This is a genomic window from Pseudomonas psychrophila HA-4, from assembly GCF_000282975.1.
Taxonomy (GTDB): Bacteria; Pseudomonadota; Gammaproteobacteria; order Pseudomonadales; family Pseudomonadaceae; genus Aquipseudomonas; species Aquipseudomonas psychrophila_A.
Genome location: NZ_ALJC01000123.1, coordinates 21,169 through 33,968, shown reverse-complemented (window position 1 = coordinate 33,968; position 12,800 = coordinate 21,169). Strand labels below are relative to the sequence as shown.

At 57.8% G+C, this 12,800-nt stretch carries 14 protein-coding genes; 10 read left to right on the top strand and 4 right to left on the bottom strand.

Going from position 1 to position 12,800, the window contains the following annotated elements:
* Positions 1 to 83 precede the first annotated feature (83 nt).
* The 7 genes from B347_RS0121475 to B347_RS0121440 all read left to right on the top strand — a co-directional run bounded on the left by B347_RS0121475 (position 84) and on the right by B347_RS0121440 (position 6,124).
* Complete coding sequence (locus tag B347_RS0121475) at positions 84 to 1,745, top strand: OFA family MFS transporter (protein WP_019411758.1); 1,662 nt, start codon at positions 84 to 86, stop codon at positions 1,743 to 1,745.
* Between the two features lie 278 nt (positions 1,746 to 2,023).
* Positions 2,024 to 2,617 carry an imidazoleglycerol-phosphate dehydratase HisB gene (gene hisB, locus B347_RS0121470; protein ID WP_019411757.1) on the top strand — a complete coding sequence of 198 codons (594 nt, stop codon included), beginning with the start codon at positions 2,024 to 2,026 and terminating at the stop codon, positions 2,615 to 2,617.
* A complete protein-coding gene (gene hisH / locus B347_RS0121465) occupies positions 2,617 to 3,255 on the top strand; it encodes an imidazole glycerol phosphate synthase subunit HisH (RefSeq protein ID WP_019411756.1) in 639 nt (212 codons plus the stop codon). The genes hisB and hisH overlap by 1 nt, the downstream gene beginning before the upstream one ends.
* Positions 3,255 to 3,512, top strand: coding sequence for a DUF2164 domain-containing protein (locus tag B347_RS0121460; RefSeq protein WP_019411755.1), 258 nt, complete (start codon positions 3,255 to 3,257; stop codon positions 3,510 to 3,512). The genes hisH and B347_RS0121460 overlap by 1 nt, the downstream gene beginning before the upstream one ends.
* Positions 3,513 to 3,623: 111 nt before the next feature.
* Positions 3,624 to 4,373, top strand: coding sequence for a 1-(5-phosphoribosyl)-5-[(5-phosphoribosylamino)methylideneamino]imidazole-4-carboxamide isomerase (gene hisA, locus B347_RS0121450; protein WP_019411753.1), 750 nt, complete (start codon positions 3,624 to 3,626; stop codon positions 4,371 to 4,373).
* 86 nt (positions 4,374 to 4,459) lie between these two features.
* Positions 4,460 to 5,230: an imidazole glycerol phosphate synthase subunit HisF gene (gene hisF / locus B347_RS0121445; RefSeq protein ID WP_003438568.1), complete on the top strand. Its 771-nt coding sequence runs from the start codon at positions 4,460 to 4,462 to the stop codon at positions 5,228 to 5,230.
* A gap of 138 nt (positions 5,231 to 5,368) precedes the next feature.
* Positions 5,369 to 6,124, top strand: a complete 756-nt coding sequence (locus B347_RS0121440) for a substrate-binding periplasmic protein (protein WP_019411752.1) — start codon at positions 5,369 to 5,371, stop codon at positions 6,122 to 6,124.
* Positions 6,125 to 6,148: 24 nt separating this feature from the next.
* On the opposite strand, the gene B347_RS0121435 is transcribed toward B347_RS0121440, so the two are convergent.
* The 4 genes from B347_RS0121435 to gpmI form a co-directional block, all read right to left on the bottom strand.
* The gene (locus B347_RS0121435; protein WP_019411751.1) at positions 6,149 to 6,931 is read right to left on the bottom strand and encodes a divergent polysaccharide deacetylase family protein; all 783 of its coding nucleotides are present in this window, start codon (positions 6,929 to 6,931) and stop codon (positions 6,149 to 6,151) included.
* A gap of 2 nt (positions 6,932 to 6,933) precedes the next feature.
* Positions 6,934 to 8,247 carry a S41 family peptidase gene (locus B347_RS0121430; protein ID WP_019411750.1) on the bottom strand — a complete coding sequence of 438 codons (1,314 nt, stop codon included), beginning with the start codon at positions 8,245 to 8,247 and terminating at the stop codon, positions 6,934 to 6,936.
* A 35-nt stretch (positions 8,248 to 8,282) separates the two neighbouring features.
* Positions 8,283 to 9,569 carry a murein hydrolase activator EnvC family protein gene (locus B347_RS0121425; RefSeq protein ID WP_019411749.1) on the bottom strand — a complete coding sequence of 429 codons (1,287 nt, stop codon included), beginning with the start codon at positions 9,567 to 9,569 and terminating at the stop codon, positions 8,283 to 8,285.
* Between the two features lie 244 nt (positions 9,570 to 9,813).
* Positions 9,814 to 11,349 (bottom strand): 2,3-bisphosphoglycerate-independent phosphoglycerate mutase, encoded by a 1,536-nt coding sequence (gene gpmI, locus B347_RS0121420; RefSeq protein WP_019411748.1) that lies wholly within the window; start codon positions 11,347 to 11,349, stop codon positions 9,814 to 9,816.
* Between the two features lie 148 nt (positions 11,350 to 11,497).
* Here gpmI and B347_RS0121415 point away from each other — a divergent pair, with 148 nt between their 5' ends.
* From B347_RS0121415 to secB, 3 genes are read left to right on the top strand one after another with little or no spacing between them, the layout of a single operon-like run.
* Entirely contained in the window at positions 11,498 to 11,911 is a 414-nt protein-coding gene (locus B347_RS0121415; protein WP_019411747.1) for a rhodanese-like domain-containing protein, read from the top strand.
* 2 nt (positions 11,912 to 11,913) lie between these two features.
* Positions 11,914 to 12,168, top strand: coding sequence for a glutaredoxin 3 (gene grxC / locus B347_RS0121410; RefSeq protein ID WP_019411746.1), 255 nt, complete (start codon positions 11,914 to 11,916; stop codon positions 12,166 to 12,168).
* Between the two features lie 41 nt (positions 12,169 to 12,209).
* Entirely contained in the window at positions 12,210 to 12,695 is a 486-nt protein-coding gene (secB, locus tag B347_RS0121405) for a protein-export chaperone SecB (protein ID WP_019411745.1), read from the top strand.
* The last annotated feature ends 105 nt before the right edge of the window (positions 12,696 to 12,800 follow it).

Below are 12,800 nucleotides of genomic sequence, written 5' to 3'. Positions count from 1 at the left end.
AACAAAATGACTCTCGCTGCAACGCGTCAAAGTCGGGGGTTTAGCGCGTCTGGAAAATCACTTCATCCATGGGGGAGACAAACATGACAAACAGCACCGCTGCGGGCAGCCTTGCCTCACAGCCTGCGTTCTTGTCAAAAGAGCGCATCATCGCTAAATCCGGCTTCAACCGCTGGCTGGTTCCGCCCGCTGCGTTGGCCATTCACTTATGTATCGGCATGGCCTACGGTTTTTCTGTGTTCTGGCTGCCGCTGTCCAAGGCGGTGGGTGTGACTGCACCTGTTGCCTGCGCACCGGACATGAGTTTTATCGCGCAAGTGTTCTCGTCGCAATGCGACTGGCCGATTTCGATGCTCGGCTGGATCTACACCCTGTTCTTCATTTTCTTGGGTTGCTCGGCAGCCGTGTGGGGCGGCTGGCTTGAACATGCGGGGCCACGCAAGGCCGGTGTGGTGTCGGCGCTGTGCTGGTGCGGCGGTTTGCTGATTTCGGCACTGGGCATTTATACCCACCAAATCTGGCTGATGTGGCTGGGTTCGGGGGTGATTGGCGGTATCGGCCTGGGCTTGGGTTACATCTCGCCGGTGTCGACGCTGATCAAATGGTTCCCGGACAAACGCGGCATGGCCACGGGCATGGCGATCATGGGCTTCGGTGGCGGGGCCATGGTTGGCGCGCCGTTGGCAGCGGCACTGATGAACCATTTTGCCGGGCCGGATGGCGTGGGCGTGTGGCAGAGTTTTGTGGCCATGGCGGCGATCTACTTCGTGTTCATGATCGGCGGTGCTTTGTCGTACCGCGTGCCGCCGACCGGCTGGAAGCCTGAAGGCTGGACTGCCCCGGCCAACAAAGCCGCTAATGCGATGATCACCAAGCGCCATGTGCACGTGAGTGTGGCCTGGAAAACGCCGCAGTTTGCGCTGGTGTGGCTAGTGCTCTGCCTGAACGTATCAGCCGGTATCGGCATTTTGGGCATGGCTTCGCCGTTGTTGCAGGAAGTGTTCGCGGGCAAGTTGCTGGGTAACGGCCTGACGTTTAGTCAGCTGGATGCCGCGCAACTGGCGCAAATTGCCGCGATTGCCGCCGGTTTCACCGGTTTGTTGAGCCTGTTCAACATTGGTGGTCGGTTCTTCTGGGCGTCGTTCTCCGACTATCTGGGGCGTAAAAACACCTACTTTGTGTTCTTCGCGCTGGGTTTTGCGCTGTACGCGATGATTCCCAACTTGGGTCATTTGGGCAACGTGTCACTGTTTGTGGCGGCGTTCTGCATCATCTTGTCGATGTACGGCGGCGGTTTCGCCACGGTACCGGCGTATCTGGCGGACTTGTTCGGCACGCAAATGGTTGGCGCGATTCATGGTCGCCTGTTGACCGCGTGGGCGGCGGCGGGCGTGTTGGGCCCGGTGCTGGTCAACTATCTGCGTGAATATCAGTTGAGCATCGGCGTTCCACGGGCAGCGGCGTACGACATCACGTTGTACATCCTGGCGGGCTTGCTGGTGCTGGGTTTCCTCTGCAACTTGCTGGTGCGTCCGGTGGCCGACAAGTACTTCATGACCGATGCGCAGCTCGCGGCCGAGCAGGCGCTGGGGCATGACAAAGGCGCCGATGCCACCACTTCGCTGGAGTGGAGTGCGGCACCGGGCAGCATGCCGATGGTCATTGCCGCTTGGCTGGCCGTGGGCATTCCCCTGTTGTGGGGCGTGTGGGTCACGGTGCAGAAAACGGCGGTGTTGTTTCATTAAGTCGTAAAGCAATTGCGTAGCAGCTGCCGAGCTCCGCGAGGCTGCGTCCGGCGGCAGGGCCGTCGTAAAACCAGATAGTGCGGTGTTTCATATTGACCGTGATCTCAGGTTTTACGATCGCTTCGCAATCGGACGCAGCCTCGCGGAGCTCGGCAGTTGCTACGCCGTTCGGTGCCTTGGACGCATTACGTCAGTCTTATCCCCTTCAATGTTTCTGTTTGCCTGACCCGTGCCTATAATGGCCACCTTTTTCGCCCAATGATTTTGCGGAGCTGGTGATGGCCGAACGTAAGGCGTCAGTCGAGCGCGATACTCTGGAAACCCAGATCAAAGCCTCGATCAACTTGGATGGTACCGGTAAGGCCCGATTTGATATCGGTGTGCCTTTTCTTGAGCACATGCTCGACCAGATCGCCCGACATGGGCTGATTGACCTGGACATCGAGTGCAAAGGCGACCTGCATATCGACGATCACCATACCGTCGAGGACGTCGGCATTACCCTCGGTAAAGCCTTCAACCAAGCGGTCGGCGATAAAAAAGGCATGACTCGCTACGGGCACGCTTATGTCCCGCTGGATGAAGCGCTGTCGCGCGTAGTGATCGATTTCTCTGGCCGTCCAGGCCTGCAAATGCATATTCCGTATACCCGCGCTACCGTCGGCGGTTTCGACGTTGACCTGTTTCAGGAGTTCTTTCAGGGCTTCGTGAACCACGCCAACGTGACGCTGCACATCGACAACCTACGTGGCACCAACACCCACCACCAGATCGAAACCGTGTTCAAGGCCTTCGGCCGCGCGCTGCGCATGGCGATCACGCTCGATGAGCGCATGGCAGGGCAAATGCCATCGACCAAGGGCGTGCTCTGATGCAGACAGTGGCGGTTATCGACTACGGCATGGGTAACTTGCACTCGGTGGCCAAGGCGCTGGAACACGTTGGCGCTGGTCGGGTGCTGATTACCAGTGACGCCAATGTGATTCGCGAAGCTGACCGCGTGGTGTTCCCGGGTGTTGGCGCGATTCGCGATTGCATGGCTGAGATTCGTCGTTTGGGTTTCGATTCGCTGGTGCGTGAGGTCAGCCAAGACCGCCCGTTTCTAGGAATCTGCGTCGGCATGCAAGCCTTGCTCGACAGCAGCGAAGAGAACGGCGGCGTTGACTGCATCGGCCTGTTCCCAGGCCAGGTGAAGTTCTTCGGCAAAGATCTGCACGAAGACGGCGAGCACCTCAAGGTGCCGCACATGGGCTGGAATCAAGTGCAACAGAAGGTTGATCACCCGCTGTGGCACAGCATCCCAGACCTGGCACGTTTCTACTTTGTGCACAGCTACTACATTGCGGCGGGCAACCCCCGCCAAGTGGTGGGTGGTGGGCATTACGGCGTCGACTTCGCGGCCGCGCTGGCTGAAGGGTCGCGTTTCGCGGTGCAGTTCCACCCCGAGAAGAGCCACACCCATGGCTTGCAGTTGCTGGAAAATTTCGTGGCTTGGGATGGGCGCTGGTAATGGCTCCCCGTAAAAAGCCGCCGATTCTCACGCTCACTCCCGAGCAAGAGAGCGAAGCCAACAGCAAGATCAAGCGCTTTATGCAAGACCGCTTCGAACTGGACGTGGGTTCGTTTGAGGCGGCTGAAATCCTTGAGCTGTTCACTCGCGAAATCGCGCCGCATTACTACAATCGTGCGATTTTCGATGTGCAGACGCACCTCAAAGAGAGGTTCGAGAGCATCGAAAGCGACCTGTGGGCACTTGAAAAGAACTAAGTCAGCGGCAAGCCTCAAGCACCAAGCCGCAAGTTAAAAGCGTGGCTGCACTGCGCTTTTTCTTGCCGCTTGAAGCCCACAACTTGCAGCTCTTTTGACGAAGGAAAAAGCATGCTAATTATCCCCGCTATCGATCTTAAAGACGGTGCCTGTGTACGTCTGCGCCAGGGCCGCATGGAAGATTCCACTGTGTTCTCCGATGACCCGGTGAGCATGGCTGCTAAATGGGTAGAGGGCGGTTGCCGTCGTCTGCACTTGGTGGACCTGAACGGCGCCTTTGAAGGTCAGCCGGTCAACGGTGACGTGGTCACGGCCATTGCCAAGCGTTACCCGCCCCTGCCGATTCAGATTGGCGGTGGCATTCGCTCACTGGAAACCATCGAGCACTACGTCAAGGCGGGCGTGAGCTACGTGATTCTGGGCACCAAAGCGGTCAAGAACCCGGAGTTCGTGGCTGAAGCGTGCCGTGCCTTCCCCGGCAAAATCATTGTCGGCATGGATGCGCAAGATGGCTTCGTGGCCACTGACGGCTGGGCTGAAGTCAGCAACGTGCAGGTCATCGACCTGGCTAAGCGCTTTGAAGCCGACGGCGTATCGGCCATCGTTTATACCGATATCGCTAAAGACGGCATGATGCAGGGCTGTAACGTAGAGTTCACCGCAGCTTTGGCCGCGGCCACCAGCATCCCGGTGATCGCGTCGGGCGGCATTCACAACCTGGGCGATATCAAAGCCCTGCTGGACGCCAAGGCGCCGGGCATTGTGGGCGCTATTACTGGCCGCGCAATTTATGAGGGCACGCTGGATGTTGCAGAGGCTCAGTCACTGTGTGATGGCTACGCGGCCAGCTTCAAGTCATAAGCCTCAAGCCGCAAGTTAAAGCGCGACCGAGTTTTGCCTTTACTTGCAGCTTGAAGCTTGCAGCTTCTTAATCGGAGATTAAGCTTTTGGCGTTAGCTAAGCGCATCATCCCTTGCCTGGACGTGGATAACGGCCGGGTCGTGAAGGGCGTCAAGTTCGAGAACATCCGCGACGCGGGCGACCCGGTAGAAATCGCCCGTCGTTATGACGAGCAAGGTGCTGACGAGATTACCTTTCTCGACATTACCGCCAGCGTCGATGGCCGCGACACTACGTTGCATACCGTTGAGCGCATGGCCAGCCAGGTGTTCATCCCGCTGACCGTGGGCGGTGGCGTGCGCTGCATTCAAGACATCCGCAACCTGCTCAATGCGGGCGCCGACAAGGTGTCGATCAACACTGCGGCGGTGTTTAACCCGGAGTTTGTCGGTGAGGCGGCGCAGCATTTTGGCTCGCAGTGCATCGTGGTTGCGATTGACGCCAAAAAGGTCTCGCTGCCTGGCGAAACCCCGCGCTGGGAAATCTTCACCCACGGCGGGCGCAAGCCAACCGGGCTCGATGCCGTCGAGTGGGCGATGAAGATGGAGGGCTTGGGTGCTGGTGAGATCTTGCTGACCAGCATGGATCAGGACGGCATGAAAAGCGGCTTCGATTTAGGCGTGACCCGTGCGATCAGCGATGCGCTTGGCATCCCGGTGATCGCTTCGGGGGGTGTTGGCAACTTGCAGCACTTGGCTGACGGTATTCTTGAAGGCCATGCCAGTGCGGTACTGGCCGCGAGTATTTTCCACTTTGGCGAATACACCGTGCCAGAAGCCAAGGCCTACATGGCTGAGCGCGGGATTGTGGTGCGCTAACAGCCCCCGTTCCATCGGCGCCCGCAATGGGCGCTGATGCTTCATCGCTTTACCCGCTCCTGCCATAAGTCCGAAGGCTACTGGACAGCATGGCAAGCCCACGGCACTCTTTGCTCACCATGGATTTGGGTAAACGTTATGTTTAAGCGTCTTTGTCTCTTGCTTGCCAGTTGCACGATGTTGCTGGTGAGCAGCGTGTTTGCAGCCCAAGCTGAGCGTCCATCACTGGTGCTGCTGACAGAAAATTTCCCGCCCTACAACATGGCCAAAAACGGCAAGAACTTTGCGCAGAACCAGAATCTTGAAGGCATTGCCGTCGATATTCTGCGTGAAACGTTCAAACGGGCCGATATCGGCTACAGCATGACGTTGCGCTTTCCTTGGGAGCGTATCTATAACTTGGCCCTCGACAACCCTGGCTACGGCGTCTTTGTCACGGCACGTGTGCCCGAGCGCGAAAAGCTGTTCAAGTGGGTGGGTCCGATTGGCCCGGATGACTGGGTGTTGCTGGCAAGGGCCAACAGTCCTATTGATTTGAACTCGCTTGAGCAGGCGCGCCAATACCGGATCGGTGCTTATAAAGGCGATGTGATTGCCTTGTTTCTAGAGAAGCAGGGTTTGACGCCCGTGATTGTATTGCGCGACCAAGACAACGCCAGAAAGCTGCTGTCCGGGCAAATAGACCTCTGGGCAACGGGCGATCCGGCGGGCCAGTTTCTGGCGCGTCAGGTAGGTATTTCAGGCTTTAAAACGGTACTGCGCTTTAACCGGGCCGAGCTTTATCTGGCGTTGAATAAAGAGGTGCCTGACGAAGTGGTGGTTAAGTTGCAGACGGCGCTGGATCAGCTCAAGGCTGAGGGTGTGGTGGATAAGATCCGGGCCCGCTACCTCTAACCCAGATGCTTCAACAGAGGCCTTTCAGCGATAAATTCCGTCATTGCCGTGGCCTTCCATCGCCTGGTTACTGCGCACGCCGATCATCTGTTTGATATCAATCCACTCGATGCCTTGCGCCTTCAGCTTGGGCAGTTCGCGCTCCAGTACCGCGAGGGTTTGCGGGTAGGGGTGGCCGATCATGACCACCGAACCATGGGTTCGGGCGTGTTTGATGGCCGTGTTGAGCTGTTCGGTAATCGCTTGCTCGGTGCGCACGTTGTCGAGAAACACATCCCGCGAAACGCTGGCCAACCCAATTTTTTGCGCTTGGGCCGCCGCGACCGTGCTGGCGCTGGTTCGGCTGTCGACAAAAAACTTGTGGCGTTGTTGCAACTCGCCCATCAACCAGGCCATTGCTTGCGGCTGAGCAGTCATGCGGCTGCCTTCATGATTGTTGATGCCGCTGGTGTAGGGCACCGCCTTGAAGGCTGCGTCGAGGCGTTTGGCCAACTCATCGAGGGGCAGGTCAGGGTGCCAGGCAAATGGCCCCGTCGCCGGGTCCATCGGCATGTGCAGAATGACGATCTTGCCAGCCTTGTGCGCCTCTCGGGCAAATTCTGCGGCGTGCGGGGTGTCTGGCATTACCGCTGTGGTGACGGGGCCGGGGAAGGCGAGCACGCGCCGATCACGCGACAGGTTTTGCCCCAGATCGTCGATGATCAGGCTCAGATAAGCCTTGTGCGGCGCCTGGGTGTTGCTTGCCGGTGCCGCATGAGCGACACCGGAAAGGCAGCAAAGCAGGGCGAAGACAGACCCGAAACGCACGTTTAATTGCCGCGAGTGATGCTCAGACCTTTAAGCAGGCTCAGGGCCTGGCTCAACTGGTAGTCATCGTCTTGTGGCATTGCTTTGGCTTTGGGGCCGGAGCCGGTAGGTTTGTCTGCACCACCGTTGCCGTTGCCGAGGTGCCCTTGTAGGTCGGCCTCTTTGTAGTACTCGGTGTCTTGTTCGCGGGTGATCTTGGCGCGGCTGACTTCGATGTCTGGCACGATGCCCTGGGCTTGAATCGAGCGCCCGTTGGGGGTGAAGTACAGCGCGGTGGTGATTTTCAATGCCCGATCATTGTTCAGCGGCAACACGGTTTGCACCGAGCCTTTGCCGAAGCTGGTGGTGCCCATCACCACGCCACGCTTTTGATCTTGCAAGGCACCGGCGACGATCTCCGACGCCGACGCGCTGCCGCCGTTGATCAACACCACCAAAGGCACGCCTTCGCTGAGGTCTTTGCCGGTGGCCGAGAAACGCAGTTCGGAATTGGCGATGCGGCCTTTGGTGTAGACAATCAGGCCTTTGGTGATGAAATGGTCAACCACTTCAACTGCCGATTGCAGCACGCCGCCAGGGTTGTTACGCAGGTCAAGGATGATGCCTTTGAGTTTTTTGTTGCCGTTTTCCTTACGCAGTTTGGCCAGCGCAGCGGCGACTTCTTCGCCGGTCTTGACCTGGAACTGGGTAATGCGGATGTAGCCGTAGCCGTCTTCAAGCAGCTGGGCCTTGACGCTTTTAACCTGAATGTTGGCGCGGGTTAGGGTCACGTCGAACGGTGTGCCGCCATTGCGCACCAGAGTCAGGGTGATCTTTTGCCCGATCTTGCCGCGCATTTTGTCGACCGCTTCGGTCATGCTCAGGCCACGCGTGGGCTGACCATTGATCTTGACGATGAAATCGCCCGCCTGAACCCCGGCCTTGCTGGCTGGGGTGTCGTCGATGGGCGAGACAATTTTGATATTGCCATCTTCAGAGCCGACTTCTATGCCCAGCCCGCCGAATTCACCGCTGGTGCTTTCTTGCAGTTCTGCGAAGTCTTCTGGCCCCAGATACGCTGAGTGCGGGTCAAGGTTGCTGAGCATGCCTTTGATGGCGTTCTCCAGCAGGGTCTTGTCGTCCACAGGTTCAACATACGCAGCCTTGATGCGGTCCATGACCTCGGCAAATGTACGCAGCTCTTCCAGCGGCAGCGGAGCCTTGGCGCTCGCGGCGGCCGCAGGCTGAGCGACTGGCTGGGCAGCCAGCGCCAGAGGCGAGCCAATCACCAGAGCGATCATCAGGGCCAGCGAGTTGAGGCGGGACAAGTGCGGCATGTTGAACGAACTCCTACGTATTAAAGGTGATGGACTCATCCTTGAGTGCGACACCATTGTGCAGGGTCGCTGGGGCGGCCCTGCTGACGAATAGCAAAATACAGCGCTGGTGTTGCTTGCCCGCCGCTGTTGCCCACGGTGGAAATCACATCGCCAGCTTTAACAACGTCTCCGGCGGCCTTAAGCAATGTCTGATTGTGGCCATACAAGCTTAAGTAACCATTACCGTGGTCCAGAATGACCAGTTGGCCTGCGCCGCGCAGCCAGTCGGCAAACACCACGCGACCCCCGTGCACCGCGTGCACCTGGGTGCCCGCAGTGGCGCTGATCATTACGCCGTCCCACTTGGTACGGGCGTCATCGCCACGGCTTTCACCGAAGCGCGCAAGCAATCGACCATCAACAGGCCAAGGAAGTTTGCCCCTCGCCTGAGAAAAAGGTCCGCCATAAGAGACGCCCGCACTTGAAACCAAGGCACCGGGTGTTGATTGAACCGGTTTGCGCGGGGCATCGGTGACAACCGACTCAGCCTCACGCTGGCGCTTCTTCTCGGCTTCTTGCTGGGCGATCAGCGCTTTTTGCCGCGCCTCTTCTGCTTCGCGGGCCTGACGGGCGAGGGTTTCTTCAATGGTCTTGAGGACTTTAGCCAGATCTGCCTGATCTTGCTCGCGCGCTTGGAGTTTCTGATCGCGGTCTTTGACGTCGTTGTTGAGTTTGGCCAGTACTTGCTGGCGTTGGGCGCGTACTTTGTCGAGTTCGGCGCGCTGGGTGTCCAGGCTGCTTTTTTGTGTCAGCAGTTGCGCTTGTTGCAGATTGATATCAGCTTCGACGTTGGCCAGTTGGCGCAGGGTTTCGTTAAACCCCTTGAGCTGGGCCAGGCGGGCTTGGCTGAGGTAATCGTAATAGGTGAGGGTTCGGGCGAACTTCTCGGGGTTTTGCTGATTGAGTAACAGCTTGAGGTATTCCTGACGGCCGCCCTGATACGCGGCACGGGCTTGAATGGCGATGAGACGTTGCTGTTCAATTTTTGCGCTGTGGAGTTTTTTCTTCTCGCTATCTAGGCGCAGCAGCTCGCCTTCACTCTTTTTTAGTTCTTTTTGCAGGTCCTCCACCTGTTTTTCCAGCTTGCCGATTTCAGTTTCGGTGCTGCGCAGGTCTTTTTGTGCTCCGGTTTTTTCTTCTTGGAGCTTACCGAGAAGCTTTTTCAGCTCACCGATGTCCTGACGCGTGGCGTCCAACTGTTGTTGAGTTTGTGCGCGCTCGTCGGCAAACGCCGGTTGCAGCAGGCACGTGAGGGCTAGGGCTATAAGGGCGCGGAGCATGGGGCGGGCGACACCTGGGGGAACGAGACGGCCTAGTATGCCCGCCAACGTTGCCTATAAGAAATGGAAGAAAGTGAAATAGTCATAGACCACTCCCGTAGCAGTTGCCGAAGGCTACGTCCGGTCGCGCAGCGATCGTAAATGCTGTGTACGCGGTCCACGTGAGTGGTCGCGGAAGCTGAATTTACGACGACTTCGTCGCCGGACGCCGCCTGCGGCAGCTGCTACGGGCGTTACACCAGTTTTACGCGTCGACCAGAATGGTCTTGCCGGTCATCTCTTCAGGCTGTGGCAGCCCCAGCAGCTTGAGCATCGTCGGAGCGACGTCGGCTAATACACCGCCTTCGCGGACCTTGAGCGGGCGCTTGCCAACATAGATGAACGGCACAGGCTCGCAGGTGTGGGCGGTGTGCGCCTGGCCTGTGGACTCGTCTTCCATCTGCTCAACGTTACCGTGGTCAGCGGTGATCAGGGCTTCGCCGCCGACCTTTTCCAAGGCTTCAACAATGCGGCCTACGCACAGGTCCAGACACTCCACTGCTTTGACCGCTGCGTCGAACACGCCGCTGTGGCCGACCATGTCGCCGTTGGCGTAGTTGACCACGATCACGTCGTAACGCTGATGTTCGATGGCATCGACGATTTTGTCGGTGACTTCGGGGGCGCTCATTTCCGGTTGCAGGTCGTAGGTGGCGACCTTCGGTGACGGCACCAAAATGCGCTCCTCACCTGGGAACGGCTCTTCGCGGCCGCCCGAGAAGAAGAACGTCACGTGGGCGTATTTTTCGGTTTCGGCAATGCGCAGCTGGGTTTTGCCGTTTTTAGCCAGGTAATCGCCGAGCACGTTTTCTAGGCTACCCGGCGCGAATGCACTTGGGGCCGGGATGCTGGCGGCGTATTGGGTCAACATCACGAAACCAGCCAATTTTGGCTGGCGAGCGCGCTCGAATGCGTTGAAGTCATCTTCAACAAACACGCGGGTCAGTTCGCGGGCACGGTCGGCGCGGAAGTTCATGAAGACCACGGCGTCGCCGTCTTCAACCTTTACCGGCTCGCCAATGGTGGTGGCCTTGACGAATTCGTCGCTTTCGCCACGGGCGTAAGCGGCTTCAAGGCCTTGCTGAGCGGTGGCGGCGTTGAACTCGCCTTTGCCATCGACGATCAGGTTGTAGGCTTGGGCTACACGGTCCCAGCGGTTGTCGCGGTCCATGGCGAAATAACGGCCGATCAGGCTGGCGATGCGGCCTTTGCCAAGCTCTTTAAAGGCTTCATCCAGCAATTCAATCGACGAGGCGGCGCTTTTTGGCGGTGTGTCGCGACCATCAAGGAAGGCGTGCAGGTAGATTTTTTCTGCGCCGCGTTTAAACGCCAGCTCAGCCATGGCGATCAAGTGGTCCTGGTGGCTGTGAACGCCGCCATCAGACAGCAGGCCCATGATGTGCACGGCCTTGCCAGCGCCAACGGCTTTGTCGACAGCGGCGCAAATGGTCGGGTTCTCGAAGAACTCGCCATCACGGATCGACTTGGTGACGCGGGTGAAATCTTGATACACCACGCGGCCGGCGCCGAGGTTCATGTGGCCGACCTCGGAATTGCCCATTTGGCCGTCCGGCAGCCCAACATCCATGCCCGAACCTGAGATCAGGCCGTTTGGCATGCTCGCGGTGAGACGATCGAGCACCGGTTTCTTGGCCGAATAAACGGCGTTGTATTCGTGGCTTTCACTGTGACCGAAGCCATCCAGGATGATCAGGACCAAAGGTTTAGGCGTGGTAGTCATAGATCCCACTCGTGGCTGGTTTAATAGGAGGTATTAAGAAGACGCGCAGTTTAAAGCGAACTTCATGTGACGTCACCGCCGGGCGGGGTTTGGCCGACCAAGGTGGCTGTGTATACTGGCCCACATTTTACCGCCCTGGAACCTTCTGATGGTTGATCACCTGATTGCATTTGCCACTTCTCACTATCTGCTTGTTGGCGCGTTTGTCATCTTGTTGGCGTTGTTGATCGCCCATGAGATGAGCCGAGGCGGCCGTAGCATCAGCACCGGCGAACTGACCGGCCTGGTCAATCGCGATGAAGGTGTGGTGATTGATATTCGCCCAGCCAAAGACTTTGCTGCTGGTCACATCGTGGGTGCCTTGAACATCCCGCAAGACAAACTGATGGCGCGCATTGCCGAACTGGAGAAGCACAAGGCCAAGACCATTATTCTGGTCGATGCTGCTGGCCAGCACTCCGGTACTCACGCGCGTGAGCTGCTGAAAGCCGGTTTCAACGCGGCCAAGTTGTCCGGTGGTATCTCCACCTGGCGCGCAGATAATCTGCCAGTGGTGAAGTAAGTATGTCCAAGGTCATCGTTTATTCCAGCGACTATTGCCCTTACTGCATGCGAGCCAAGGCTCTGCTTGAGAAGAAGAATGTTGCCTTTGAAGAAATCAAAGTCGACGGCAAACCTCAAGTGCGTTCCGACATGGCCCATAAAGCTGGGCGGACTTCGGTTCCGCAGATATGGATCGGCGACAAACATATCGGTGGATGCGATGACCTGTTTGCTCTGGAGCGCGCAGGTAAATTGGATGCGCTTCTGAACGTCTGACTCTCATTCTCTAAAAGCCCCCTGATTAACAAGGATCTGTGATGACTGACCAACAGAACACCGCTGCTGTTAGCGATGATGACACTGCTCCACAATTCTCCCTGCAACGTATCTACGTACGTGACCTGTCGTTTGAAGCGCCGAAAAGCCCGGTCATCTTCCGTCAGCAGTGGGAACCGAGTGTTGCTCTGGACCTGAACACCCGTCAAAAGCCACTGGAAGGCGACTTCCACGAAGTGGTTCTGACCTTGTCTGTGACTGTAAAAAACGCTGAAGAAGTGGCGTTTATTGCTGAAGTGCAACAGGCTGGCATCTTCCTGATCAAAAACCTTGATCAAGGTTCGATGAGCCACACCCTGGGTGCTTTCTGCCCGAACATCCTGTTCCCGTATGCCCGTGAAACCCTAGACAGTCTGGTCACTCGTGGCTCGTTCCCAGCGTTGATGCTGGCTCCGGTGAACTTCGATGCTCTGTACGCGCAAGAACTGCAACGCATGCAAGAAGAAGGCACGCCGACTGTTCAGTGAACAGCGGCACGCCCATAAAAAAAGCGCCTGAAGGCGCTTTTTTTATGGGCGTGCCGCCCGTAGTCGCTGCCGCAGGCTGCGAAGGGTTGCGTAGCAACCCGTTTT

Coding starts and splice junctions, on each gene's coding strand:
- hisA (WP_019411753.1), top strand. CDS start 3,624: ATGCTAATTATCCCCGCTATCGATCTTAAAGACGGTGCCTGTGTACGT.
- B347_RS0121415 (WP_019411747.1), top strand. CDS start 11,498: ATGGTTGATCACCTGATTGCATTTGCCACTTCTCACTATCTGCTTGTT.
- grxC (WP_019411746.1), top strand. CDS start 11,914: ATGTCCAAGGTCATCGTTTATTCCAGCGACTATTGCCCTTACTGCATG.
- gpmI (WP_019411748.1), bottom strand. CDS start 11,349: ATGACTACCACGCCTAAACCTTTGGTCCTGATCATCCTGGATGGCTTC.
- B347_RS0121425 (WP_019411749.1), bottom strand. CDS start 9,569: ATGCTCCGCGCCCTTATAGCCCTAGCCCTCACGTGCCTGCTGCAACCG.
- B347_RS0121460 (WP_019411755.1), top strand. CDS start 3,255: ATGGCTCCCCGTAAAAAGCCGCCGATTCTCACGCTCACTCCCGAGCAA.
- B347_RS0121440 (WP_019411752.1), top strand. CDS start 5,369: ATGTTTAAGCGTCTTTGTCTCTTGCTTGCCAGTTGCACGATGTTGCTG.
- B347_RS0121475 (WP_019411758.1), top strand. CDS start 84: ATGACAAACAGCACCGCTGCGGGCAGCCTTGCCTCACAGCCTGCGTTC.
- hisH (WP_019411756.1), top strand. CDS start 2,617: ATGCAGACAGTGGCGGTTATCGACTACGGCATGGGTAACTTGCACTCG.
- secB (WP_019411745.1), top strand. CDS start 12,210: ATGACTGACCAACAGAACACCGCTGCTGTTAGCGATGATGACACTGCT.
- B347_RS0121430 (WP_019411750.1), bottom strand. CDS start 8,247: ATGCCGCACTTGTCCCGCCTCAACTCGCTGGCCCTGATGATCGCTCTG.
- hisB (WP_019411757.1), top strand. CDS start 2,024: ATGGCCGAACGTAAGGCGTCAGTCGAGCGCGATACTCTGGAAACCCAG.